Origin of the sequence: Yoonia litorea, from assembly GCF_900114675.1 — a bacterium.
Lineage (GTDB): Bacteria > Pseudomonadota > Alphaproteobacteria > Rhodobacterales > Rhodobacteraceae > Yoonia > Yoonia litorea.
Genome location: NZ_FOZM01000003.1, coordinates 169,507 through 193,568, shown reverse-complemented (window position 1 = coordinate 193,568; position 24,062 = coordinate 169,507). Strand labels below are relative to the sequence as shown.

The 24,062-nt window shown below is 56.5% G+C and carries 24 protein-coding genes; 12 read left to right on the top strand and 12 right to left on the bottom strand.

Annotated features, from left to right (window positions below):
* The first annotated feature begins 138 nt into the window (after positions 1-138).
* The 4 genes from bhcA (at position 139) to bhcD (ending at position 4,534) form a co-directional block, all read left to right on the top strand.
* A complete protein-coding gene (gene bhcA, locus BM316_RS14120; protein ID WP_090209895.1) occupies positions 139-1,332 on the top strand; it encodes an L-aspartate--glyoxylate aminotransferase BhcA in 1,194 nt (397 codons plus the stop codon).
* A complete protein-coding gene (gene bhcB / locus BM316_RS14115; RefSeq protein WP_090209893.1) occupies positions 1,332-2,303 on the top strand; it encodes a beta-hydroxyaspartate dehydratase BhcB in 972 nt (323 codons plus the stop codon). The genes bhcA and bhcB overlap by 1 nt, the downstream gene beginning before the upstream one ends.
* A 12-nt stretch (positions 2,304-2,315) precedes the next feature.
* Positions 2,316-3,479 (top strand): 3-hydroxy-D-aspartate aldolase BhcC, encoded by a 1,164-nt coding sequence (gene bhcC, locus BM316_RS14110; protein WP_090209891.1) that lies wholly within the window; start codon positions 2,316-2,318, stop codon positions 3,477-3,479.
* A gap of 89 nt (positions 3,480-3,568) precedes the next feature.
* Positions 3,569-4,534: an iminosuccinate reductase BhcD gene (gene bhcD, locus BM316_RS14105; RefSeq protein WP_090209889.1), complete on the top strand. Its 966-nt coding sequence runs from the start codon at positions 3,569-3,571 to the stop codon at positions 4,532-4,534.
* On the opposite strand, the gene BM316_RS14100 is transcribed toward bhcD, so the two are convergent.
* Positions 4,531-5,601: an ABC transporter ATP-binding protein gene (locus tag BM316_RS14100; protein WP_090209887.1), complete on the bottom strand. Its 1,071-nt coding sequence runs from the start codon at positions 5,599-5,601 to the stop codon at positions 4,531-4,533. The two genes, bhcD and BM316_RS14100, sit on opposite strands and share 4 nt — an antisense overlap.
* Positions 5,592-6,635: a substrate-binding domain-containing protein gene (locus BM316_RS14095; RefSeq protein WP_090209885.1), complete on the bottom strand. Its 1,044-nt coding sequence runs from the start codon at positions 6,633-6,635 to the stop codon at positions 5,592-5,594. The genes BM316_RS14100 and BM316_RS14095 overlap by 10 nt, the downstream gene beginning before the upstream one ends.
* 158 nt (positions 6,636-6,793) lie before the next feature.
* Between BM316_RS14095 and BM316_RS14090 the strand changes: the two genes are divergently transcribed.
* The 4 genes from BM316_RS14090 to malG all read left to right on the top strand — a co-directional run bounded on the left by BM316_RS14090 (position 6,794) and on the right by malG (position 12,081).
* Positions 6,794-8,413: an alpha-glucosidase gene (locus BM316_RS14090; RefSeq protein WP_090209883.1), complete on the top strand. Its 1,620-nt coding sequence runs from the start codon at positions 6,794-6,796 to the stop codon at positions 8,411-8,413.
* Positions 8,414-8,439: 26 nt separating this feature from the next.
* Positions 8,440-9,597, top strand: a complete 1,158-nt coding sequence (gene malE / locus BM316_RS14085) for a maltose/maltodextrin ABC transporter substrate-binding protein MalE (RefSeq protein ID WP_090209881.1) — start codon at positions 8,440-8,442, stop codon at positions 9,595-9,597.
* A gap of 63 nt (positions 9,598-9,660) precedes the next feature.
* Positions 9,661-11,187 (top strand): maltose ABC transporter permease MalF, encoded by a 1,527-nt coding sequence (malF, locus tag BM316_RS14080; RefSeq protein ID WP_090209879.1) that lies wholly within the window; start codon positions 9,661-9,663, stop codon positions 11,185-11,187.
* Positions 11,188-11,190: 3 nt separating this feature from the next.
* Complete coding sequence (gene malG, locus BM316_RS14075; RefSeq protein WP_090209877.1) at positions 11,191-12,081, top strand: maltose ABC transporter permease MalG; 891 nt, start codon at positions 11,191-11,193, stop codon at positions 12,079-12,081.
* Here malG and rpe read toward each other — a convergent pair.
* Positions 12,078-12,761, bottom strand: coding sequence for a ribulose-phosphate 3-epimerase (gene rpe / locus BM316_RS14070; protein ID WP_090209876.1), 684 nt, complete (start codon positions 12,759-12,761; stop codon positions 12,078-12,080). The genes malG and rpe overlap by 4 nt on opposite strands.
* 171 nt (positions 12,762-12,932) lie before the next feature.
* On the opposite strand from rpe, the gene BM316_RS14065 reads away from it, so the two are divergent.
* The 3 genes from BM316_RS14065 (at position 12,933) to BM316_RS14055 (ending at position 17,188) form a co-directional block, all read left to right on the top strand.
* Positions 12,933-13,766, top strand: coding sequence for a helix-turn-helix transcriptional regulator (locus tag BM316_RS14065; protein ID WP_090209874.1), 834 nt, complete (start codon positions 12,933-12,935; stop codon positions 13,764-13,766).
* Between the two features lie 131 nt (positions 13,767-13,897).
* Complete coding sequence (gene deoC / locus BM316_RS14060) at positions 13,898-14,866, top strand: deoxyribose-phosphate aldolase (protein ID WP_090209871.1); 969 nt, start codon at positions 13,898-13,900, stop codon at positions 14,864-14,866.
* 3 nt (positions 14,867-14,869) lie between these two features.
* On the top strand, positions 14,870-17,188 hold the full coding sequence (locus BM316_RS14055) for an aldehyde dehydrogenase family protein (protein ID WP_090209870.1): 2,319 nt from the start codon (positions 14,870-14,872) through the stop codon (positions 17,186-17,188).
* Between the two features lie 66 nt (positions 17,189-17,254).
* Here BM316_RS14055 and BM316_RS14050 read toward each other — a convergent pair whose 3' ends face one another.
* From BM316_RS14050 to def (BM316_RS14020), 7 genes are all read right to left on the bottom strand, one after another.
* On the bottom strand, positions 17,255-17,914 hold the full coding sequence (locus BM316_RS14050; RefSeq protein WP_090209869.1) for a DUF1523 family protein: 660 nt from the start codon (positions 17,912-17,914) through the stop codon (positions 17,255-17,257).
* Positions 17,915-17,923: 9 nt separating this feature from the next.
* The gene (locus BM316_RS14045) at positions 17,924-18,199 is read right to left on the bottom strand and encodes a hypothetical protein (protein ID WP_090210410.1); all 276 of its coding nucleotides are present in this window, start codon (positions 18,197-18,199) and stop codon (positions 17,924-17,926) included.
* Positions 18,200-18,266: 67 nt separating this feature from the next.
* Positions 18,267-18,611: a hypothetical protein gene (locus BM316_RS14040; RefSeq protein ID WP_131802596.1), complete on the bottom strand. Its 345-nt coding sequence runs from the start codon at positions 18,609-18,611 to the stop codon at positions 18,267-18,269.
* A 54-nt stretch (positions 18,612-18,665) separates the two neighbouring features.
* Positions 18,666-19,415, bottom strand: a complete 750-nt coding sequence (locus tag BM316_RS14035) for a L,D-transpeptidase (protein WP_090209866.1) — start codon at positions 19,413-19,415, stop codon at positions 18,666-18,668.
* Positions 19,416-19,563: 148 nt separating this feature from the next.
* On the bottom strand, positions 19,564-20,460 hold the full coding sequence (gene fmt, locus BM316_RS14030; RefSeq protein ID WP_090209863.1) for a methionyl-tRNA formyltransferase: 897 nt from the start codon (positions 20,458-20,460) through the stop codon (positions 19,564-19,566).
* 52 nt (positions 20,461-20,512) lie between these two features.
* Positions 20,513-21,019, bottom strand: a complete 507-nt coding sequence (gene def, locus BM316_RS14025; protein WP_090209861.1) for a peptide deformylase — start codon at positions 21,017-21,019, stop codon at positions 20,513-20,515.
* Positions 21,020-21,023: 4 nt separating this feature from the next.
* Positions 21,024-21,545: a peptide deformylase gene (gene def, locus BM316_RS14020; protein WP_090210408.1), complete on the bottom strand. Its 522-nt coding sequence runs from the start codon at positions 21,543-21,545 to the stop codon at positions 21,024-21,026.
* Positions 21,546-21,652: 107 nt separating this feature from the next.
* On the opposite strand from def (BM316_RS14020), the gene BM316_RS14015 reads away from it, so the two are divergent.
* Positions 21,653-22,825, top strand: a complete 1,173-nt coding sequence (locus BM316_RS14015; protein WP_090210406.1) for a MalY/PatB family protein — start codon at positions 21,653-21,655, stop codon at positions 22,823-22,825.
* Between the two features lie 3 nt (positions 22,826-22,828).
* On the opposite strand, the gene BM316_RS14010 is transcribed toward BM316_RS14015, so the two are convergent.
* Both BM316_RS14010 and cobM read right to left on the bottom strand, forming a co-directional pair.
* Positions 22,829-23,182, bottom strand: coding sequence for a hypothetical protein (locus BM316_RS14010; protein ID WP_090209859.1), 354 nt, complete (start codon positions 23,180-23,182; stop codon positions 22,829-22,831).
* Positions 23,183-23,275: 93 nt separating this feature from the next.
* Positions 23,276-24,043, bottom strand: coding sequence for a precorrin-4 C(11)-methyltransferase (cobM, locus tag BM316_RS14005; RefSeq protein WP_090209857.1), 768 nt, complete (start codon positions 24,041-24,043; stop codon positions 23,276-23,278).
* Positions 24,044-24,062 lie beyond the last annotated feature (19 nt).

Genomic DNA, 24,062 nt, shown 5'->3' with positions numbered 1-24,062 from the left:
TTCACATTATGAAAAAATCAACCTTCTGACAACTAAAGGTTTTTCTGTGCAGCTCATTTCTGAAAAATAATTTCAAAAAAATGGATTGGAATCGGCACGGCTGGCAAAACACCCTCACACCAAAGGAGGAGTTGGACGATGAGTTTTCAGAATCCTGTATTTATTCCAGGCCCGACGAATATGCCTGAGGCGATCCGCAAAGCCTGCGATATGCCAACGATCGACCACCGTTCGCCGTTGTTCGGCCAGATCCTGCATCCCGTCCGCGCCAACGTGAGAGAAATTCTCAAGTCCACGTCAGCCGAGATATTCATCTTCCCGTCAACCGGCACGGGCGGCTGGGAAACTGCGATCACAAATACGCTCTCCCCTGGTGACACCGTTTTGGCCGCGCGCAACGGGATGTTCAGCCACAAATGGATCGACATGTGCCAACGCCATGGTTTGAATGTCATGATGGTCGAAACCGCTTGGGGTCAAGGTATCCCAACCGACCGTTTCGCCGAGATTTTGGCCGACGACAAAGACCACAAAATCAAGGCTGTTTTGGCCACACACAACGAAACCGCGACGGGCGTGCGGTCCGATATCGCCGGCGTGCGCCGTGCGATGGACACATCAAACCATCCTGCAATGCTGTTTGTTGATGGCGTCAGCTCAATCGCCTCAATGGACTTCCGCTTTGACGAATGGGGCGTCGATGTTGCGGTCACAGGATCACAAAAAGGCTTTATGCTGCCCGCGGGCCTCGCGATTGTCGGGTTTAGCAAGCGCGCTGTCGAAGCGACCAAGACGGCCGGTCTGCACCGCACCTTCTTTGACATTAACGATATGACAAAGGGCTATGACGCAAACGCCTATCCCTACACACCGGCTGTTGGCCTGATGAACGGACTTCTTCTGGCAACAGAGACTTTGCTGAAGGAAGGGATGGAAAACGTATTTGCGCGCCACAACCGGATTGCATCAGGGGTGCGCGCCGCTGTCGATGCTTGGGGGCTTGAACTCTGCGCCGCATCACCTGATCTCTATTCCGACACAGTCAGTGCCATCATGACGCCAGAAGGCTTCAATGCATCAGACATCGTCAGCCATGCCGCTGAAAAATACGGCGTCGCATTTGGCACCGGCCTTGGTGACGTTGCAGGTAAGGTATTCCGGATCGGCCACCTGGGCAGCATGACGGACGTGATGGCATTGTCCGGTATCGCAACCGCCGAAATGTGCATGGTTGATCTGGGCCTCGACATCAAACTGGGGTCAGGGGTCGCCGCCGCGCAGGAGTTCTACATGGGCAAAACCCAAACTGTTCCGATGAAGGACGCTGCATAATGAAAGACCATAGCGAGATGTATATTCCAACATATCAGGACATGCTTGACGCGCATGAGCGCATCAAACCACACATCAACCGCACACCGATCCGCACCTCCGCCTATCTCAATGAACTTGTCGGTGCCGAGCTGTTCTTCAAGTGCGAAAACTTTCAGGAACCGGGTGCTTTCAAGGTGCGCGGTGCAGCAAATGCCGTTTTCGGTCTGAGCGATGAGCAGGCGGAAAAGGGTGTGGCGACACACTCATCCGGCAACCATGCCTCTTGCCTGAGCTACGCCGCGATGCGCCGTGGGATCCCATGCAACGTGGTCATGCCACGCACAGCACCACAGGCCAAGAAGGACACCGTGCGCCGCTATGGTGGTGTGATTACCGAATGTGAGCCGTCGACAACGTCACGCGAGGAAACCTTTGCCAAGGTTCAGGCCGAAACTGGCGGTGATTTTGTGCACCCCTACAACGATCCGCGCGTAATTGCGGGTCAGGGCACGTGCTCCAAGGAATTCATGGAGCAAGTCGATGGTCTTGAGATGATGGTCGCACCTATCGGCGGCGGGGGGATGATTTCCGGCACGTGTCTGACACTTTCGACCCTCGCGCCGGAAGTCCAGATCATCGCGTCAGAGCCAGAGCAGGCAGATGATGCATATCGCAGCTTCAAGGCAGGCCATATCATCGCTGACGATGCGCCCAAGACGATTGCAGATGGTCTTCTCGTGCCTCTGAAAGAGCGGACCTGGCACTTTGTGTCCAACTACGTGACCGACATTTATACAGCCTCAGAAGAAGAAATCATCGAGGCGATGAAGATCACATGGAAGCACCTGCGGATCGTGATGGAGGCAAGCTGTGCTGTGCCCCTTGCCACGATCCTCAAGAATAAAGAAAAATTTGCCGGCAAGCGTGTTGGCGTCATCATCACCGGCGGCAACGTCGACCTCGATAAACTGCCCTGGATCAAGGGCTAACGGAGAAAACCCATGAACGATATGAGCACCCTCAAGAACCTTGAAGTCGGCTATGACGTGCCCGCTTTGCCCGGCATGGACGAGTCCGAAATCCAGACACCTTGCCTGATCCTTGATCTTGATGCGCTGGAGCGCAACATCAAGAAGATGGGCGATTACGCCAAGGCCCATGGCATGCGCCACCGTGTGCACGGCAAGATGCACAAATCCGTCGATGTCGCTCTACTGCAGGAAAAGCTGGGCGGCGCGGTTGGCGTCTGCTGCCAGAAGGTATCCGAGGCTGAAGTCTTTGCCCGTGGTGGTATCAAGGACGTTCTGGTCTCCAACCAGGTGCGTGATCCGGCCAAGATCGACCGCCTGGCCCGCCTGCCCAAGCTGGGCGCGCGGACAATTGTCTGTGTCGACGATATCGACAATGTGGCTGATCTTTCTGCCGCGGCCGTCAAGCACGGCACGACCATCGAATGCTTTATCGAGATGGACGTGGGCGCAGGCCGCTGCGGTGTGATCGGTGCAGAGAAGGTGCTGGAGATCGCCAAGGCGATTGATGCGGCAGAGAACCTCAAGTTCACTGGCATCCAAGCCTATCAGGGCGCAATGCAGCACATGGACAGCTATGAGGACCGCAAAGCCAAGATCGACACGGCTGTTGCCATGGTCCAAGAGGCGATCGATTTGCTGGAACCTGCTGGCCTGAAGCCTGAGTTGGTGTCGGGAGGTGGTACGGGATCGTACTACTTTGAATCAAACTCCAGCGTGTTCAACGAACTGCAGTGCGGCTCTTATGCCTTCATGGACGCCGACTATGGCCGCATCCTTGATAAGGACGGCAACCGCATCGACCAGGGCGAGTGGGAGAACGCGCTGTTTATTCTGACCTCTGTCATGAGCCACGCCAAGGCAGACAAAGCGATCGTTGATGCGGGCCTGAAAGCCCAGTCCGTGGATAGTGGCTTGCCCTTCATCTTTGGCCGTGACGATGTGGAATACGTCAAATGTTCGGACGAGCACGGCGTTGTTGCTGACCCTGATGGCGTTTTGAAGGTCAACGACAAGCTCAAGCTGGTGCCAGGGCACTGTGATCCGACCTGCAACGTGCATGACTGGTACGTCGGCGTGCGCGACGGCAAGGTTGAAACGCTGTGGCCTGTCTCTGCCCGCGGTAAGGCCTACTAAAGCAGGAGCCTCCGGCGGGAGTTTTCTTGCCAAGATGAAGAAAAGAGCCGGTTCGGAAGGGCCGGCTCATTGCCAGAAGGAAACGGGCAATGATTATCGTACCAGAGCGTGAGATTGCAGACCTGATGACACGCGCCGCTGCTTTTGATGCGGTCGAGAAGGTCTTTGCGGCCATGGCCGCAGATGACGCCTACAACTTTCCCGTCGTCCGCGAGGCGATCGGCCATGAGGATGCGCTTTACGGTTTCAAGGGCGGGTTTGACCGTGCGGGAAAAGTGCTGGGTCTCAAGGCGGGCGGTTACTGGCCACATAACCTTGAGAAGCGCGGTGAGATCAACCATCAGTCCACCGTTTTCCTTTTTGACCCGGATACGGGAAAAGCAAAGGCGATGATCGGCGGCAACCTTCTGACCGCGTTGCGGACGGCAGCAGCATCGTCGGTATCAATCAAGCATCTCGCCCGGGAAGACGCGAAAGTCATGGGCATGATTGGTGCAGGGCACCAGGCCACTTTCCAGCTTCGCGCGGCTTTGGAGCAGCGGAGTTTTGAAAAGGTGATCGGCTGGAATTACCATCCAGACATGTTGCCCAACATCGCCAAAATCGCTGAGGAGGCAGGTTTGCCGTTTGAAGCTGTGGATCTGCCCGGCATGGCGGAAGCTGACGTGATTATCTCGATCACATCTGCATTTGCGCCCTCGCTCATGGCCGATCACGTCAGCGCAGGCACACATATCGCCTGCATGGGCACCGATACGAAGGGCAAACAAGAAGTTGAGGCCGCGCTTCTGGCCAAAGCGACTGTCTTTACCGACGAAGTCGCTCAGTCTGTCAGTATTGGCGAGGCCCAGCACGCGGTTGCCGAAGGGCTGATCGCTGAAAGCGATGTCCACCAATTGGGCGCAGTGATCAATGGCACCCACCCGGGCCGCGTCAGTGCAGATGATATCACGTTATTTGACGGCACAGGCGTCGGCCTGCAGGATCTGGCAGTTGCCGCATCCGTCGTCGATCTGGCTATCGAAAAGGGTATTGCGATAGAGGTGGACTTTTAGTCCACCAATCGCTGTCCCGAGACTGTATCGAAGAAATGCAGCGCCCCGGCGCCGATATTCAAACCGACCTCATCAGTACTTTCTTCATCCATGCGGCCCGGCAAGCGGGCTGTCACCGTGCTGCCACCGAGACTGAAGTTCAGGTAGCACTCCGCACCAGTGTTCTCGATCATGGTGGGTGTGACCACAAGATCCGGTGCGCCGTCTGCCAGAGAGAGCTTCTCCGGCCGGATACCAACCTTGACGTCAGTCGGTAAACCTGCGGGCGCCGGCAGGGTCAAGTCACCAAGATGGACTTTTCCATCAGAGGCGCGACCTGCGACGATGTTCATTGGTGGGGAACCCATGAAATCAGCGACAAAGGTATTGGCAGGCGTATCGTAGATTTCTTGCGGGGTGCCGATCTGCTGAATGTCACCACCTTTAAGCACAACGATACGGCTCGCCAGCGTCATCGCTTCGATTTGATCATGGGTCACATAAACAATGCTGGCTCCGGTCGTCTTATGCAGACGTTTGATCTCAGCACGCATCTCGACGCGCAGCTTTGCGTCGAGATTTGAGAGAGGTTCGTCAAAAAGAAAGAGTTTGGGATCGCGGACCAAGGCACGCCCCATGGCCACACGCTGACGCTGGCCGCCTGACAGCTGTGACGGATTGCGGTCAAGCAGATGGTCAATCTGCAAAAGCTCTGCCACTTCGCGGATTTTGGCATCCATTTCGGGTTTGGGCACTTTGCGGATGCGCATGCCAAAGCCGATATTTTCAGCCACGGTCATGGTCGGATAGAGCGCATAGGACTGGAAGACCATCGCAATATCGCGGTCCTTGGGCGGTTCTTGCGTCACGTCCCGCCCGCCGATCATGAGACGGCCCGCTGTGATTTCTTCAAGTCCTGCAATGCAATTCAGCAACGTTGACTTGCCACACCCCGATGGGCCGACAAGAACAAGGAACTCCCCTTGTCCCATCGCAATATCAATGTTTCTGAGCACTTCGACCTCGCCATAGGACTTTCCTAAGCCTTCGGTCTGAAGTGCGGGCGTGATTGATGTGTCTAGGGCCATAGTTCAAGTCCTGAGGTTGGTACGGGTCCGGTTGACTCCCGGACAATAAGTTCAGCATCTTCAATCTGCTGACGTGGCTTCGCCCCTTTGATCAATGCGATCAAAAGATCCGCAAGAGGCTGGCAGGCATCGCGCAATGGCGCGCGCGTGACGGTCAATGCCGGTGAGAAATTTACGGCACGAAGTTGTGGCAGGGCGTCGTCGTGGGCAACGATTGATACATCCGTTGGCACCTGCAGCCCCTTGTCCCGCACCGCCCGCATCGCTCCTGCGGCGACAAGTGTTGAGCCACAGACGATCGCTGTCGGTGGCAGGTGCTGCCGATGCGCGAGCATAGCGAGCGCCGCGGCATAGCCTTGCGCCTCTGTTTCATTGTCACCGGAGATAAAATCCGTCGGCACAGGAAGTTTGCGGTCCTCCATGGCTGAAACGAACCCACGTCGCCGATCATGGGCGAAGGCATATTGCAGGGGCCCGTTCAGCAATGCGATCCGCTGATGTCCCAGCGACACCAACAGCTCGACAGCCGCTCGGGAGACACCGGCATTGTCGATGCCGTAACATGTGTAATCGACGTCAGGCGCGGTCTGGCCGTGCAAAACGAAGGGTATGTTTCTTTGACGCAGGTAATCGACGCGTGGGTCGTGCGGCGTTGGCGCATTCAGGATGAAGCCATCAAGGATGTCGCGCTCCATCATCTTTGCGTAAGGTTTCACCGGGTCTTTCCCTTGGTCCACCGACAAAACCAAATCCACATCATGGGCTGCAAGAGCTGCCGTAAGACCGGTGAGCATCTCAAAAAAGGTCTGATCGGCGCTCATGTCGGGGCGGATTTTCAGGATCATCCCCACCATACCCGAGCGACCCGTTACAAGGCGTTGAGCGACCCGGTTGGGCCGGTAACCCAGACGGTCCGCAACTTCGCGGACCTTGTCACGTGTGTGCTGGTTGACCTCCGGAAAGCCGTTGAGCGCGCGACTGACCGTCGCTGGGGAAAGCCCCAACTCCAATCCGATCTGCTTGAGTGTCGCCATCACTCACCTCCCAAAGCGTTTTAGAACATTTGAGCAAATTTGTCGCCCCAAGTGCTTTAATCCCTTATATGCTGCCATCTGCCGCGCTGTCTAGCTTTCAAAACGTTTTGAAAAAGACAGCAGGTTTGGTAATGTCCGCTCGAATCAGGGAGGACAGTATGCGAGAATGGTGGCGTGATGCGGTGATCTATCAGGTCTATCCGCGCTCATTTCAGGACGACAACGGCGATGGTGTCGGAGATCTGAAGGGCATCACGCGGCGCTTACCCCATATTGCGCAGCTTGGCGCGGACTGTATCTGGCTGTCACCGATCTTTACCTCACCGCAGAAAGACATGGGATACGATGTCTCGGATTACACAGGCATCGACCCATTGTTTGGAACACTTGATGACTTCGACGCTTTGATCGCGCGCGCCCATGAGCTGGGTTTGAAAGTCATTACGGATCAGGTGCTTTCACATACGTCTGACCAGCATCCATGGTTCAAGGAAAGCCGCGTAAGTCGCGATAACCCGAAATCGGATTGGTATGTCTGGGCGGACCCTCTGCCAGACGGCTCGCCGCCGACGAATTGGCACAGCCACTTTGGCGGGCCAGCTTGGGAGTTCGACCCGGGTCGTGGACAGTATTACCTGCATAACTTTCTGGCCGCTCAACCGGATCTGAACTTTCACAATCCCGATGTTGTTGATGCTATTATCGACACCTGCAAATTCTGGCTCGACCGTGGTCTGGATGGCTTCCGGCTGGATACCGTGAACTATTATTTCCACGATCAGGACTTGCGGTCTAACCCGCCGGCACAGACCCGCCCGCAGGTGATGGCGACCGATCTCTACGGGATGCAGCAGAACATCTATAACAAGACGCGACCAGAAAACCTCGGCTTTCTGGAACGGCTGCGCAAGTTGACCGACCAGTATGGCGAGATCATGATGGTCGGCGAGGTCGGCGAAATGGGCCGGCGCTCAATCGAGATCATGGGCGAATATACCGCAGGCAGCAGCCGCCTTCACATGGCCTATAGTTTCGCAATGCTTGGCCCTGATTTCAGCGTTGATCATTTTCGCAGTTGCATCGAAGGGTTTCAGGCTGGCGCTCCCGACGGCCATCCTAAATGGTCGTTCAGCAACCACGATGTCCCACGACACGTATCACGCTGGTCGGAATATGCCGTCAGTGACGAAGCGATGGCGCGCTTTGCCTGTGCCATGCTGATGAGTTTCGAAGGGACAGTCGGGATCTATCAAGGCGAGGAACTGGGTCAGACCGAAACCGAGCTGGTTTACGAAGAACTCACCGACCCGCCTGCCCTTCGCTTCTGGCCCGCCGTCAAAGGGCGTGACGGTTGCCGGACACCAATGGTATGGGAACATGACGCGCCGAACGCTGGTTTTTCCGATGGCACACCCTGGCTTCCTGTCAAAGCGCCTCAGGCGGCTCGGTCGGTTGATCTGCAAGAGGCAGATTCTGACAGCATCCTGCACTTCTACCGTGAAGCTATCGCATTCAGAAAGTCACAATCGGCATTGCGCGAAGGCGCGACGACGTTCGTGACTTTGCCGGAGCCGCTGCTCGCATTTCATCGTCAGTCTGACGCGCAGACGATCACTTGTGTATTCAACCTGTCGAAAGACACCCATGAAATCAAACTTTCCGGTGATGCGACGCTTATCGGCCCGCATCTCGCAAACCTGGATGGATCAAAGCTGACGCTTCCCGGCAACGGCTTTGCCTATCTCACGCACGACGGGGCGCTTACCCTGTCCGTGTAAAGCCAACTCTCTGGGAGGAGAACAAAATGAAAAAGTCACTTACTACCCTGGCGCTGCTCTTGGGAACAGCGATGCCCGCTGCAGCTCTTGAAGACGGCAAGCTGCTGATCTGGACAGGCGCAAACCGTGATCGCGATGCCCTGCTGGCCGCAGTACAGCCCTTTGTCGATGATCTCGGCGTTGACGTTGAGGTCGAAGTTGTTGACCCTGACCTGCCACAAAAGTTCCAGCAAGCTGCAGCGACCGGCGATGGTCCCGATATTCTTTTCTGGGCGCATGACCGCTTCGGAGAATGGGCTGGTGGCGGCCTTCTTGCCCCTGTGCAGCCTTCTGCCGCTTGGGAAGAAGACATCCTTCCAAGCGCAATGGAGGCTGTCCAGTTTGGCGGCCGGACGTGGGGCTACCCGATTGCAGTTGAGGCTGTCACGCTGATCTACAACAAGGATTTGGTTGCGACGCCTCCGGCATCCTTTGAAGAAATCGCCGACCTCGATATCGAAGGCCAGAAGATCCTTTGGGACTATAATAACACGTACTTCACCATGCCTCTTCTGATGGCGGGTGGCGGCTATGCCTTCCAAAAAGTCGATGGCGCCTATGACGGTTCCACCACTGGTGTGAATACCGAAGGCGCAATCGCAGGTGCGGAAGTATTGAAGTCATTGTTTGATGACGGTGTGATGCCACAGGGCGTTGACTATGGCGTCATGGATGGTGCCATGAACAACGGTGAAGTTGCGATGGTACTGAATGGCCCATGGGCATGGGGCGCATTCGAAGCATCCGGCCTGAACTTTGGCGTGGCCCCGATCCCGACGGTCAATGGCAATGTTTCGCCTCCGTTCCTTGGCGTTTTGGCACTTGGCATCAATGCAGCCTCACCGAATACGGACCTTGCGGTAGAGTTGATCGAAAACTACCTCGCGACCGACGAAGGTCTGGCGACCTGGAATGCTGACAACGCACTTGGTGCTTTGGCGGACGCGTCTGCTGCGGAAGCGCAGAACAACGAACTGGTAACCGATATGCTCGCTGTTGCGGCGAACGGTGTGCCGATGCCATCGAACCCAGAAATGGGGGCTTTCTGGGCCGCGATGGGACCTGCTTTGACAAACATCACGTCGGGCGTAGCGTCTCCAGAAGAAGCACTCAACGACGCTGCAACCCGAATTTTGGGCGAATAAGACTGAGAGGGGTGGCGGCATCACGCCACCCCCTTTCCTTTTGCATCGCGGGACAGAACCAAAATGACTGCAAGAGCGGATATTCCTGTCAGTGAAGGCTCCGACCTGCCACGCCTTTTAGGAGTTGGCGTCATCAGCATCGCGCTGCTCTTTGCTGCATTCATCCTATATGCGTTCGGGCAGCCTCTGTTTGGGGCGATCATGCTCGCGTTGGCGACCGGTTTTGCGATTGTTTTTGGCGCGCGCCGTTTCTACGGGGCGCGCTTTATTTTTCCGGGGATCGCGGCGGTTCTGATCTTCATCGCCTTTCCCGTTGCTTACACAATTTATATCGGCTTCACGAACTACTCATCCTTCAACCTGCTCACTTATGAACGCACGGTTGAAGTGCTGACGTCACGCGCGTCCGTCGATCCGACAACAGAACAGCCGTTTGCCGTTGCACCGGACGGAGACAATTTCCGCATCTGGTTACCAGAAACAGGGTTGCTTTCTGACCCCGTGGCGTTGGACGGCATTGCAGAGGCGCAGCTCAATCCTGCATCCGAGCCCTCCACATTGCTTGAGCGGCGCGATGCGATCCGCTTGCGTGAAGGCTTGGGGCTGCTGACCCTTGTGACGCCGGATGGAACAATCATCCAAAATGCAGGACTGCGCACGTTTGCCTCGGTGACGCCCGACTATCAGCAAATTAGCCCCGACACCCTCGTTTCAGCTGACGGAACAGTTCTGACTGCGAACCACGACATCGGCTTTTTCGAAACACCCGAAGGAGAGCGCGTCCCTCCCGGGTGGCGCGTAGCGATTGGCTGGGACAATTTTGAGCGCGTCTTTCAGTCCGAAGGCATTCGCGGCCCGATGGTCAGCATCTTCGTTTGGACATTCGTTTTTGCGATCCTGTCGGTCGTCCTTACCTTCGCGGTTGGTCTGACCCTCGCAGTTATCCTGCAATGGCCACACTTGCGCTTCAAAGCGCTGTATCGGATCTTGCTCATCTTGCCGTATGCGGTGCCAGCCTTCATATCGATCCTCGTGTTCCGCGGCCTGTTCAACCAGAACTTTGGTGAAATCAATCTGATACTCGAAGCCCTGTTCGGCATCCGGCCGGACTGGTTCACCGACGGTACTTTGGCACGATCAATGGTTCTGATCGTGAACACCTGGCTTGGCTATCCCTACATGATGCTGCTTGCGATGGGATTCCTTCAAGCTGTGCCTGAGGACCACAAAAAGGCTGCAGCACTTGAGGGCGCGAGTGCACTGCGGGTATTCTTCACGATCACGCTGCCACAGATCATTCCGCCGTTCCTGCCGCTGTTGATCGCCTCCTTTGCATTCAACTTCAACAATATGGTGCTGATCTTCCTGCTGACGCGTGGCCTGCCCGATATTCCCGGCACTGTCATTCCGGCCGGCGAGACAGATATCTTGGCCAGCTTCACCTACCGGTTGGCGTTCGACAATGCCGGACAGGAGTTCGGTTTGGCCGGCGCAATCACCCTGTTGATCTTTGTCGTTGTGGCTGCAATTTCATACGCGAACTTTGTTGCGATGCGGCGGGCAGCCCAGCGCCGTTCAGGGAGGGCTTAAGCCATGATCGTCGAACGTCCCAAGGATTTATTGATCAAGAAGATTCTGGCCCACGGGTTTATGCTGATCTTTCTCGCGCTGATCCTGTTTCCATTCTTCATGGTTCTTTCGATCAGCTTTCGTGAAGGAAACTTCTCCGTAGGCTCGATCATCCCCGAGAACCCAACGCTGGAACATTGGTATCTGGCATTCGGCCTTGATTACACGCGCGCCGATGGCACCGTGGTTGAGCCCCCCTATCCCGTACTCTTGTGGATGTGGAATTCGATCAAGATCGGGCTGATTGCCGGATTTGGCGTACTCGTCATCGCAACGATCTCGGCCTATGCGTTCAGCCGCATCCGGATCAAGGGCAAGAGCGCAATGCTGGACGGGCTGTTCTTGATACAGATGTTTCCGACCACCCTCGCGCTGGTGGCCATTTATGCGATTTTTGACGCCCTTGGCGAAGTCAGCCCGTTTCTAGGGCTGGACAGCCATGTGGCGCTGATCTTGATTTACATGGCTGGCGTCACCCTGCACATCTGGACGATCAAGGGTTACTTCGACAGCATCGACACTGCTCTCGATAAGGCGGCTGCGATTGATGGCGCCACGCCCTGGCAGACCTTCAGGTTCATCTTCTTGCCGCTGGCCGTCCCGATTATGTCGGTGGTTTTTGTCTTGGCCTTTATCGGATTCATCAACGATTACCCGATTGCATCGGTTTTAATCAGGTCGGAAAGCCAGATGACGCTCGCCGTCGGGTCGCGGCTTTACCTGAACGAATTCCGCTATCTTTGGGGTGATTTTGCTGCTGCTGCCATCCTGTCGGGCTTGCCCATTACGGTCGTGTTTCTGATCGCACAACGCTATCTTGTGTCCGGTCTGAGCGACGGGGCGGTGAAAGGCTAGGCCTGCGCCGCCGCGCGGATAGCCCGGATATTCTCGCCGTATGGCGCTGGATCGCTGACGGAGCCGCCACGGAATACAGCAGATCCTGCGACAAGCACATCGGCACCGGCAGCTGCGACCAGTGGTGCGGTGGTCGGATCAACGCCACCATCAATTTCAATGTGGATCGCACGGTCGCCGATCATCGTGCGCAACTGACGCACCTTGTCCACCTGACTATGGATGAATTTCTGCCCGCCAAACCCCGGGTTCACTGTCATAACGCAGACCAGATCGACCATGTCCAACAAATGTTCGATTGATGAAGCCGGAGTGCCAGGGTTGAGAGCAACCCCTGCCTTGGCCCCTGCGCCGCGGATCGCCTGCAATGTGCGATGGATATGGGGACCAGCCTCAACGTGGGCCGTAATGACATCCGCACCTGCCTTGGCGAAAGCTTCAATGTAAGGATCAACAGGCGCAATCATCAGATGCACATCCATCACGCCTTTGATGTGTGGCCGGATGGCGGCACATGTCGCAGGACCAAATGTGATGTTCGGCACAAAGTGGCCGTCCATGACGTCTACATGGACCCAGTCCGCACCTTGCGCCTCAATTGCTTCGCATTCAGCACCGAAATTTGCGAAGTCGGCTGACAGGATCGAAGGGGCGATCTTGATAGAACGATCAAATGACATGGCGGCTCCAATTCAACGATTGTGACCCCATACGCCAAAGCCCAAGGCTTTGTCACGCCTCGTTGCAGCGACAATTTCCAAATCGGACAAAGTTGAAAAGTTTTTTTCAAACAACGGCAAGTTTCGGATATTAATGCTGCAGCGCAGCAAGATCGGTGATAGCTTTGCGCCATGATCAAGACCCTTCGACACCAAGATATCCTGCTCGGCGGCGCTCAATCGCGGCTGACCCGCGCACCCTTGGCGTCCTCGCGCCCCAAGTCTTTGCACACCCATGACTTCTTTGAGCTATTTTGGGTGCAGAACGGTCAAATTCGCCATCATCTTTCCGAACGGACAGAAACTCTGTCCGAAGGTGATTTGGTCTTTATCGCCCCTGGCCAGTCACATGGCCTCCAAGGTAAGGGTGAAAATGCACTTATTGTGTTGATCGCCTTACATCCTGAACTGGTCATCGGCATGGCGAACCGCCATCCTAGTATGCAAGGCCGACTTTTCTGGGCTGACAAAGGACCTGTTCGCGCGCGTCGCGACATGAAGGCGCTTGCGGCACTCAACCATGCGGCCGTCCAGCTTGAACAAAGCAACAATGATACGCTCAGCACTGAGGCGTTTCTTCTACCACTCTGCGCTGATCTGACAGCGCAGTCGTTTGCGCCTGAAGTTCCAAACTGGCTTGCCGACGCCTGTTTGGCCGCTCGTCATCCTGATGTCTTCCGCGACGGCTCCGCCGGGCTGGTCGCACGCACTGGCAAGGCACATCCGCATGTAAGCCGCATGATGCGTCGCTACCTTGGCATTACGCCATCAGACTTCATCAACAAGATACGTATGGATTACGCCTCGCGCGCGCTGACAACCGACATTGAACCCGTCAGCGCGATTGCAGCGGATTGCGGCATTCCGAACATGTCCCATTTCCACAAACTCTTCCGCGCGGCGCATGGTATGACGCCACTACAGTACCGTCAGCAATTCCAGCGCCAGATCCTCCAGCCGAATTGACGCGAGGTCCCGGCGCTCAACTTGTCTTAACGCTTTGACGCCCTCTGCATAACTTGCCAAGACAATGCCAAAGTGCCACGCTGACGGCACTTCAGGAGGCCGTTTTGCAGACGACGCAATCACCAAAGACAATGACCGCGCAGCTCCCGCAGGTGCATGAACCGCGCAACGAAGGCACCCCACTCGATCTCGACTGGGTGATGGCGGTGCAAGCCAACACATCCGCGATCGAGCGCCGTGCCGCGACACTGCCCGGTCGCCGGAGCGTCAAGAAAGACCATCAAGCAGCCTGGCTTTGCAAAGCGATCAGCTTGATGGACCTGACCACATTGTCAGGTGACGACAGTGAAGGCCGTGTCAGACGGCTTTGCGCCAAGGCCAAGCAGCCGGTCGCGCAGCCCATCCTTGAGGCTTTGGGCATGGTGGGCCTGACCACAGGGGCGGTCTGCGTCTATCACGATATGGTTTCAACTGCGGTCGCCGCTTTACAGGGCACCGATATCCCCGTCGCTGCCGTTTCGACGGGCTTTCCTGCAGGTCTCTCGCCTTTTCATCTGCGCATTGCCGAAATTGGCGAAAGCGTCGCAGCTGGGGCCGAAGAAATCGACATCGTCATCAGCCGCCGCCACGTGCTGACCGGCAACTGGCAAGCGCTCTACGACGAAATGAAAGAGATGCGCGCCGCCTGCGGCGAAGCCCACGTCAAGGCGATCCTTGCCACGGGCGAGCTTGGCACGCTGCGAAATGTCGCCCGCGCCTCATTGGTTTGCATGATGGCGGGGGCCGATTTCATCAAGACCTCGACCGGCAAAGAACCAATCAACGCAACCTTGCCAGTCACACTGACGATGATCCGCGCGATCCGTGACTATCAGGACCGGACCGGTATCAAAGTGGGTTACAAGCCCGCTGGCGGCATCAGCAAGGCCAAGGATGCGATCACCTACCTTGCCATGATAAAGGACGAGCTTGGCGACCGCTGGCTGCAACCTGATCTTTTCCGCTTCGGCGCCTCCAGCCTTCTGGGCGACATCGAACGGCAACTCGAACACCATGTCACAGGCGCTTACTCGGCCCAGTGGCGCCATGCGATTGGATAACCCATGACCGTCAAAGAAATCTTCGACACGATGGACTATGGCCCTGCGCCTGAAAGCAGCAAGGAAGCGCTGCAGTGGATTGCTGACCGTGGCGGCATCGCCGGTCATTTCATCGGTGGCAAATGGGGTCCGCTGCGTGATGACTTTGCCACCAACAACCCTGCGACTGGTGAGAAGCTGGCCGGCGTGACAAAGGGCACAGCAGAAGAAGTTGCCACAGCTGTGACCGCAGCGCGCAAGGCGCAATCTGCATGGGCCAAGTCAGGCCACAAACGTGCCCGCGTCCTTTACGCGATTGCCCGTCTGATGCAGAAGCATTCCCGTCTGCTGGCGGTCATGGAAAGCCTCGACAACGGCAAGCCAATCCGCGAAAGCCGCGATATCGACGTCCCGCTGGCGATCCGCCACTTCTATCATCACGCGGGCTTCGCCCAACTGATGAAATCCGAACTGCCTGACCGCGAGGCCTTGGGCGTTTGCGGCCAGATCATCCCGTGGAATTTTCCGCTGCTGATGCTGGCGTGGAAAATTGCCCCTGCGCTCGCGATGGGCAACACAGTGGTGTTGAAGCCCGCCGAATACACACCCATGACAGCCATGGTCTTTGCCGAAATCTGCCGCGAGGCAGGTGTGCCGGCTGGTGTCGTCAATATCGTCACCGGTGACGGTGAGACGGGCGCTGCACTGGTCGAGGCAGATGTGGACAAAATCGCCTTTACCGGTTCAACCGAAGTCGGCCGCAAGATCCGCGAAGCCACCGCTGGCAGCGGCAAGGCGCTGTCGCTCGAATTGGGGGGCAAGTCGCCTTACATCGTCTTTGACGACGCCGATCTGGATTCGGCTGTCGAGGGCCTTGTCGATGCGATCTGGTTCAATCAGGGTCAGGTCTGCTGTGCGGGTTCGCGACTGCTGGTGCAGGAAGGCATTGCCGAGCGTTTCTACGCCAAGCTGAAGGCCCGCATGCAGGGGTTGCGCGTCGGTGATCCGCTGGACAAATGCATTGATGTGGGCGCCATCGTTGATCCGGTGCAACTGCAGCAGATCACCGCGATGGTGGACGCCAATACCGAAGGCGAGAAATTCCAGACCACCGCGCCTGAAGGCTGTTTCTACCCGCCAACCCTCATCACTGGACTGCATCCTGCATCCACGCTGATGCAGGAAGAGATCTTTGGTCCTGTTTTGGTAGCCACCACATTCCGGACACCTGCTGAGGCGGTCGAAATCGCCAACAACACGCGCTACGGGTTGGCTGCGTCGGTCTGGTCGGAAAACATCAACCTCGCTCTTGATATTGCACCGAAACTTGCCTGCGGTATTGTCTGGGTGAACGGCACGAACATGATGGATGCTGCTGCCGGTTTCGGCGGGGTACGCGAAAGCGGTTTTGGTCGCGAAGGTGGTTGGGAAGGGCTGAGTGGCTATACCAAGCCCAAAGGCAATGCCAAGACACTGAGCCAAATCACGGCTTTTACCAGCGAGGACGGCACTCCTGCCGATCCTCTCGACCGAACGGCAAAGTTTTATGTCGGCGGCAAGCAGGCGCGCCCCGATGGCGGTTATTCGCAGCCAGTCTTTTCGCCACGCGGCAAGCTTCTGGGCCACGCCTCTGTCGCTAACCGCAAAGATGTGCGTAACGCTGTCGAAGCGATGAATGCTGCCAAGGGCTGGTCAAAAACGACCGGCCATCTGAGAGCACAGATCCTTTACTACCTCGCCGAAAACCTCTCGGCACGTGCTGAAGAATTCGCAACGCGCATTGACAATATGACCGGAAAGCGCGGCGGCACGGACGAGGTCGAAGGCGCTATTCGCAGCCTGTTCACCGCAGCCGCTTGGGCAGACAAATACGATGGTCAGGCGCATGGCGTGCCGATCCGCGGTGTCGCACTTGCGATGAAAGAACCCGTCGGCAAGATCGGTGTACTTTGCGACGACGCGCGGCCGCTAGGCGGTCTGATTGACGCAATGGGAATGGCAATTGCGATGGGCAACCGCGTGACTTGCGTGGCAAGCGAGCCATTTCCTCTCGCTGCGACTGATTTTTATCAAGTGCTTGAGACCTCGGACGTGCCTGCCGGTGTGGTCAACATTCTGACCGGCAAACACAGCGAACTTGCGCCAACACTGGCAAGTCATTTGGACTTGGACGCGATCTGGTCGTTCTCGTCCAGTGACCTTTCAGGCGAGATAGAAAAGGCCAGTGCCGGCAATCTCAAACGCACCTGGGTGAACAATGGCAAGGAAATGCGGCCCGACACGCATGCCTATTTGTTGGCCGCCACGGAGGTCAAGAACATCTGGATTCCATACGGCGAATAAATCAGCCGTATCTCAGGTCGCCTGAGACTTTGTGCAGCACTCGAATTTTGAAGTGCGCAGCCCCTCTCATTCCTTGCGCCACCACCGCGCCAGCCGTCCGCGACGCTTTGCGACACCGGCCTGCACCTCATCAATCTGGTGTTCGGCCTTATCAATCAGCGGATCGACTGAGCGCTCCAGGAATTGTCGCCACATCGCACGAACAAACAGGGCCGCAATCCCGAGGAAGATGAAGAAGCCGATATTGAACCAAGGGATTATGCTGACATCCGGCCCGGCCACCGGGCGAATTGATACAGCGTTCGGGTAGATACTCGCCCAGCGCACCCGCCACCCGTAATGCGTGATGACGGCCCAGTCATCACCGCGGGCAAGATTGGCCGCCTCTGCCTGCAAATCGGCACTGTCGAATTTAAAGTAAAACGGCCATCCCCAGCCCGTATCCTCATTGCGGTAGACCATCACACTTTCAGTTTCGCGCGGGACAAATCCTAGCAACCAGGTGTCTTGCTTTTGCGTATTGAGCAAGCGTAAGTCGCGTGTGTTCTGTTCGGCTGATCCCGCGTCTGCTGACGCAAAGAAGATCCGGTTCCAGCCGCTGAAATCGGTGCGGATAATCTCGGTGGATGTCACCCGAACAATATCGTGCTGCGGTAGTGTGTAATGCAGAAATCCACCGATCACGACGAAAAGCAGAACGCGGAAGAATGTTTTGATACGGTCCATTGTAGTCCTTTAAGCCGCGTTTATCGCGTAGATGATAGTGCCAATGACGACTGTGGGTACAACGTAAACCAGACCGATAAGTTTCGGGCGAATGGAGCTGTCATAGGCCTTCAGCCCGTCGGCGACAAAAGCATCGCGCGCCGCGCGGTCTCCATCGTCAGGATGCGCTGCGTCATACTCTTCTTCGAGGTTTTCCTTGCGGACAGAACGAAAGAAGAGCGACATCGACAGGTAAATCACGCTCAAACCAATGAAACCAAAAATGACAAGTTTGATGAAACCCATCCGGTTCTCCTTCTGCACACGCCTTTATTTGGGGGCCTGCTCGGGCGAAATCAACGAAAAGCGCGTGTCACCACGTCTCATGCACCCATCTTTTCGGTAGCCCTGATAGCGAGAGCAACATCACCGGTGCCCAGATCAGCGCAGAGGCCAACCCCAGATTGAGAAAATGCAGTGCTAAGGGTGCAGTTTCAGATGGCGAAGGTTGGGACAGCGGCATGCCTTGCCACAGATATTGCAGATAAAAGAACGCCCCCGAGAGTATTGTGCAAAGACCAGTCGAAACAAATCCGTTGATCAAGAGCGGCAGAACCCCTTCAGGGAGTACTTTTGAGAGGGCACGAGGGGTGAAAAAGCCCAAAAGCCCGATGAGCAATGCCGGTACGATCAACCCTTCAGACAGCATGTCTTGCACGACGCATGTTCCTAATCCAGTCCGGCCTCGTTCGGGTGAAGACCTGTTTCGCCGTCAGGCTTCGTCAAGGATTGGCGGGCGATCGTTTGCGATCGCTTCTTCGCTAAGCAAGTCTTCCGGGTCGATAATCTTGGGCGGAAGCTCGATACCGCGACCGAAATATTCGGGATCGATCCGCAGCGACTCTTCTTCTGACCGGATCAGCACTGGCATCGGCGCTTCAACCTGATCATAGAGGTGAATAATGTCCTGATTGAACAGTCTGATGCAGCCTGCCGAACCGGAGTTGCCGATAGATTCCAGATCGTTTGTGCCATGGATGCGGTACCGCGTGTCCCGCCCGTTGCGGAACAAGTAGAGAGCCCGCGATCCAAGCGGGCTACGCAATCCGCCGGGCAGCCCAGCGGCAAAGGGCCCATAGACTTCGGGTTCGGTGCGCAACATGTTCCGCGTTGGCGTCCAACTTGGCCACTTACGCTTATACTGCAAACGCGCACGCCCGCGAATTGACCGCCCCGCGCGTCCAACGCCTACGGGGTAGCGCGTGCAAGTTCCGTCATCTTTCACGTGGTAGAGAAACTTGGCGTATGGATCGACGTCCAAGGAGTTTGGCGGAGCTTCTCCGAGGTAGATACCTGTCATCCGGCGATTGACACCTTGCGTGTATTTCGCCGGGATCGCAGGAAGCATATAGCCCGCGTCCTCGATCGGTCCGTAGCCGTCGATGAAATCAACCCGCTCGGGAAAATCTTCGATGCCATCAATGCGCGGAGTACAGGCCGCGGCTGTGCTCGAAAGAGCCATGGCTGAAAAGTGACGTCTTGTTATCAGGTCTCGTGTCATGCCACGCCTCAATTGATCAACGATACGCTTACACCAAACGGGCACATAGGTGCCAGATTACGAATGGGTTTCCTGATCAGCGTGGCCTCAAGGCCGCAATTGTAAAAACTCAGATCAAATCGCGCGCCTGCAATCCCTTCAGGACGTCTTCGGCTGGCATCGGTTTCTTTCCTGCGCGTTGGGCTTTCGTGATGACAACTGAGCCAGTCCCGCAGGCGACCGTAAATCCATCAAGCAATTGCCCTGGCGCTCCGCTTTCCTCGCTGACGCGGGCGCCCAGAAGCTTGATGCGCTCATCTCCGATCATGCACCACGCGCCCGGCGCTGGTGACAGCCCCCTGATCAGGTTGCAGACTTCATCGGCAGGTTTGCTCCAATCGACACGTGCTTCTGATTTGTCGATCTTTGCAGCGTAGGTCACACCATCAGAAGGCTGTTCTTGTGTGATGAGATCATCAAGCCGTTCCAATGCTTCCACGACCAGACGCGCACCCAAGTCTGACAGGCGGTCATGCAATTCTCCTGTGGTCTCCTCCGCCCCAATTGGTAAGGCCTCTCGCAAGAGGACAGGTCCGGTATCCAGGCCTGCTTCCATTTGCATAATGCAGACCCCTGTCACCGCGTCGCCTGCCATGATGGCGCGATGAATTGGGGCCGCTCCGCGCCAACGGGGCAGAAGGGAAGCATGAATATTCAGGCAACCGCGCTTTGGCGCATGCAGCACAGGGATAGGCAGTATCAGCCCATAGGCCACAACCACGGCAACATCTGCGTCGAGTGCGGCAAATGCAGCTTGCTCGTCTTCATCCTTCAGACTGACGGGATGTCTGACCGGCAACCCAAGCGCCTCTGCTCGTTGCTGAACAGGTGAAGGGCGTTCCTTCTTCCCTCGCCCTGCCGGGCGCGGAGGCTGGCAGTAGACTGCAGCGATCTCATGCCCAGCATCTACGAGCGCCTCAAGGACTGGCACCGAAAAATCGGGTGTACCCATGAAAATAACGCGCATTTCACTGCTCCTTCTTTCTCTGCGTCAGTTGAATTGACGACGAAACGGCAACTTAGTTCCCAGATCGCTGCAATTTGCGCGCACGCTTAAGCAACATATCCCGTTTCACCTTTCCAAGACGATCAAAGAACATCTTGCCTTGCAGATGATCAATCTGGTGTTGGACCGATGTCGCCCATAGTCCAACGAACTCCTGTCGGTCCCACTGCCCCTTGTCATTGAGAAACCGCACCGTCACCGCACGCGGGCGTTTGATCTTGGCCCAGACGCCTGGCAAGTTGGGTGAGCCTTCTTCATGCTCCCGCAGTTCGACACTGCTGTGCAAGATCGAAGGGTTTGCCAGTCGGATTGCCTGACCACGCTTAGTCGAGGCATCCACAACCACCAGAGCCATATCTATACCCAATTGGGGGGCCGCAAGACCGACGCCAGGCATCGTGTCCATCGCATCGATCATCTCATCCCAGATGGCGCGCACTTCATCAGTTATTTCTGCAACCGGCGCGGCTGACTTCCTCAAGGCCGGATGCGGCCAAGGTACGTAAGGTCGATGAGACATGAGACTAGCCCCGCGCCCGCTCGCGCTTGAGCTTCTGCATCTTGCGGGTGATCATCTGACGCCGCAGCGGTTTGAGGTAGTCGATGAAAAGCTTGCCGTTCAGGTGGTCGATCTCGTGCTGGACGCATGTGGCCCAGAGCCCATCAAATCGCTCACGTCTTTGCTTGCCTTTCTCATCCGTCCACTGGACCTCAACCTCGGCAGGACGCTCGACTTCCGCATATTGTTCGGGGATCGACAGACAGCCCTCTTCGTAGACGTTCAACGCCTCTGACGACCAGGTGATCTCGGGATTGATCAAGACCATCGGTTCAGGCGTCGCCTCCTCGTCCTTGACGCAATCCATCACAAGCAGTCGCTCGGTGATCCCGATTTGCGGTGCTGCCAGCCCGATGCCCGGTGCGTCATACATCGTCTCGAGCATATCGTCCGCCAGACGCCGGATGTCGTCGTTCACCGCAGCAATCGGTGTCGCCTTCTTTTTCAGGCGCGGGTCGGGGTGGATGAGGATATTTCGCAAAGTCATGCGCTTCATCTAGTCCGTCGATGCGACCACCGCAAGCAACGCGCAATATTGGCCTTGAACACCCCACTGCTTCGCACCAGTTTGCAGATCGAAGACTGGAGACACGCATGAATTTCAACAACCGCATCGACCGCCGCAACAAGAACTGTTCCAAGTGGGACATGATGGAAAACCTCTACGGGATTTCCTCCCAAGACGGTCTGGCGATGTGGACGGCAGATTCGGACTATCCAACCGCTCCTTGCGTACGCGAGGCCGTGCAAGAGGCTGTCGATCATGGTGTCTTCGGCTATGGCTGGCAGGATGCAGCCTATCTGAATGCAATCCAATGGTGGATGAAAGCCCGCCACGGCTGGGACGTTGACACCGACTGGATCCTCTCGTCCCAAGGCTTGGGTCACGGGATAGCCATGGCGCTCGACGTCTGGACGGAAAAGGGTGACGCCGTCGCGATCTTTACACCGGTCTACCATGAGTTCGCCAACAAGATTAACAAGTCCGGTCGCACCGTCACCGAATGCCCGATGGTACTTGATGGCAACCGCTATGTCCTTGATCTGGAGGATGCCAAAAAGCGCCTCACGGGCCGCGAGAAAATGCTGATCTGGTGTTCACCGCAGAACCCTTCAGGACGCGTCTGGACGGCCGACGAGCTGCGCGCCGTCGCCGCTTTCGCCCGCGACAACGGCATGCTGTTGATCAGCGACGAAATTCATCACGATTTGGTCTATGCGGGCGAGACTTTTGTGCCCATGCATGTCGCCTCGCCAGAGACTGCCGACAATACGGTCTATGTCACCGCTGCCTCCAAAACCTTCAATATCGCGGGTCTGCGCACCGGAAATATGATCATTCCCGATGACACGCTGCGCGCCCAGATGCGAAATCGGATCAACGCTTTGGACTACCAGCCTAACACGATGGGTATCCGCATGGTCACAGCGGCCTATACACCTAAAGGCGCTGAATGGGCCGACGCGCAAATGGTGCATTTGACGGAAATGCGTGACCTTCTGCATGATGGCCTCAGCCAAATTCCCGGCGTAAAGTCTATGCCGCTGCAGGCAACATATCTAGCTTGGGTCGACTTTTCGGGCACCGGCATGACCCATGAAGAAATCAAGACGCGCTTCCGCGACGGCGCAAAAATTGCGGCCTCAGACGGACCGACCTTTGGTACTGGCGGTGAAACCTTCATGCGGATCAATTTCGCCACACAACGCCACATCGTGGAAGAAGCAGTCCGCCGCCTGCAAGATGCATTTTCGGATTTGCAATAGCGCCTAGCTGTCGCGAGAGATCAGGCCGGCTGGCACAAATTCAGGTCTTACGAAATCTGCCGCAGGGCCGGCGGCAACAGGCGTGGCCCATTTGAACTCAAAGACACGTTCGTCACCGTCCTCAACCGAAGACATCACCAGACACTGATAGAGGTGTTTTGGACCATCATAGATATCGACATGGCCACGCAATTTTTCCGACCCTTCGACGTCGAGCGCAAAGCCCCCGTCCCAAAAACGACGAATACGGTAGGTCGCATCGCCATCATGCACTGACAAGCGGTCTTTCCGTTTCAAAGCGGCCTTGCGTGCCTGTTCCAGACCTTCACGCACCGCAGCGGGCAAAAACGCATACATTTTGATCACCTCTTACACCTAGGCCAAAGAATGGGGCCAGAGAGGTAAATTTCAAATGACATTCGTCGCCGCGGTGCAGAAAACCCTTGTAAATCAGGCTTTAACCCGTGGTCTGAGCACATGAGGTTTGGCCGCATCATAGAGTGCAGAGTCCGGAAACCCGTGCGAATCAGACAATGCAGGCCCAACGAGGATCAGTGCAGTACGCGTGATTTTCGCGGCACGGACCTTTTCGCGCACATCCATCAGCGTGCCCCGAATGATCATCTGATCAGGCCAGCCGACACGGTAGATGACCGCAACGGGGCAGTCCTCGCCATAATAGGGCGCCAACTGCCGTTCGATCTCGCGCAAGGCGCGGATGCCAAGGTGGATGGCAAGCGTCGCACCAGTGCGGGCAAAATTCTCAAGCGTTTCGCCAGCGGGCATTGACGTGGACTTCATCGACATCCGTGTCAGGACGATCGACTGCGCCACTTCCGGGATGGTCAGTTCCGTGCCCAGCGCCGCCGCGGCAGCGGCATAGGCGGGGACACCGGGAATGATCTGGTAGTCGATATCGTCGTCCTTCAGCCGCCGGATCTGCTCGGCAATGGCACCATAAAGCGAAGGATCACCCGAATGCACCCGCGCGACGTCCTGCCCTTTGGCGTGAGCTCTGACGATTTCGGCATGAGTTTCCTCTAACGTCATCGGGGCAGTATCCAAAACACGTGCATCTTCTGGCGCGCAGCCCACAACCTCTTCAGGCACCAGCGAACCGGCATAAAGACAGACTGGGCAAGCACCGATGATCCGCGCGGCTTTAAGGGTCAAAAGCTCAGGATCACCGGGCCCTGCACCAATGAAATAGACTGTCATCGCAATGCCTTTATCATTT

Excerpts from the sequence above, each read along its gene's own strand:
- bhcA (WP_090209895.1), top strand. The coding sequence starts at position 139 with ATGAGTTTTCAGAATCCTGTATTTATTCCAGGCCCGACGAATATGCCT.
- bhcB (WP_090209893.1), top strand. The coding sequence starts at position 1,332 with ATGAAAGACCATAGCGAGATGTATATTCCAACATATCAGGACATGCTT.
- bhcC (WP_090209891.1), top strand. The coding sequence starts at position 2,316 with ATGAACGATATGAGCACCCTCAAGAACCTTGAAGTCGGCTATGACGTG.
- bhcD (WP_090209889.1), top strand. The coding sequence starts at position 3,569 with ATGATTATCGTACCAGAGCGTGAGATTGCAGACCTGATGACACGCGCC.
- BM316_RS14100 (WP_090209887.1), bottom strand. The coding sequence starts at position 5,601 with ATGGCCCTAGACACATCAATCACGCCCGCACTTCAGACCGAAGGCTTA.
- BM316_RS14095 (WP_090209885.1), bottom strand. The coding sequence starts at position 6,635 with ATGGCGACACTCAAGCAGATCGGATTGGAGTTGGGGCTTTCCCCAGCG.
- BM316_RS14090 (WP_090209883.1), top strand. The coding sequence starts at position 6,794 with ATGCGAGAATGGTGGCGTGATGCGGTGATCTATCAGGTCTATCCGCGC.
- malE (WP_090209881.1), top strand. The coding sequence starts at position 8,440 with ATGAAAAAGTCACTTACTACCCTGGCGCTGCTCTTGGGAACAGCGATG.
- malF (WP_090209879.1), top strand. The coding sequence starts at position 9,661 with ATGACTGCAAGAGCGGATATTCCTGTCAGTGAAGGCTCCGACCTGCCA.
- malG (WP_090209877.1), top strand. The coding sequence starts at position 11,191 with ATGATCGTCGAACGTCCCAAGGATTTATTGATCAAGAAGATTCTGGCC.
- rpe (WP_090209876.1), bottom strand. The coding sequence starts at position 12,761 with ATGTCATTTGATCGTTCTATCAAGATCGCCCCTTCGATCCTGTCAGCC.
- BM316_RS14065 (WP_090209874.1), top strand. The coding sequence starts at position 12,933 with ATGATCAAGACCCTTCGACACCAAGATATCCTGCTCGGCGGCGCTCAA.
- deoC (WP_090209871.1), top strand. The coding sequence starts at position 13,898 with ATGACCGCGCAGCTCCCGCAGGTGCATGAACCGCGCAACGAAGGCACC.
- BM316_RS14055 (WP_090209870.1), top strand. The coding sequence starts at position 14,870 with ATGACCGTCAAAGAAATCTTCGACACGATGGACTATGGCCCTGCGCCT.
- BM316_RS14050 (WP_090209869.1), bottom strand. The coding sequence starts at position 17,914 with ATGGACCGTATCAAAACATTCTTCCGCGTTCTGCTTTTCGTCGTGATC.
- BM316_RS14045 (WP_090210410.1), bottom strand. The coding sequence starts at position 18,199 with ATGGGTTTCATCAAACTTGTCATTTTTGGTTTCATTGGTTTGAGCGTG.
- BM316_RS14035 (WP_090209866.1), bottom strand. The coding sequence starts at position 19,415 with ATGGCTCTTTCGAGCACAGCCGCGGCCTGTACTCCGCGCATTGATGGC.
- fmt (WP_090209863.1), bottom strand. The coding sequence starts at position 20,460 with ATGCGCGTTATTTTCATGGGTACACCCGATTTTTCGGTGCCAGTCCTT.
- def (WP_090209861.1), bottom strand. The coding sequence starts at position 21,019 with ATGTCTCATCGACCTTACGTACCTTGGCCGCATCCGGCCTTGAGGAAG.
- def (WP_090210408.1), bottom strand. The coding sequence starts at position 21,545 with ATGACTTTGCGAAATATCCTCATCCACCCCGACCCGCGCCTGAAAAAG.
- BM316_RS14015 (WP_090210406.1), top strand. The coding sequence starts at position 21,653 with ATGAATTTCAACAACCGCATCGACCGCCGCAACAAGAACTGTTCCAAG.
- BM316_RS14010 (WP_090209859.1), bottom strand. The coding sequence starts at position 23,182 with ATGTATGCGTTTTTGCCCGCTGCGGTGCGTGAAGGTCTGGAACAGGCA.
- cobM (WP_090209857.1), bottom strand. The coding sequence starts at position 24,043 with ATGACAGTCTATTTCATTGGTGCAGGGCCCGGTGATCCTGAGCTTTTG.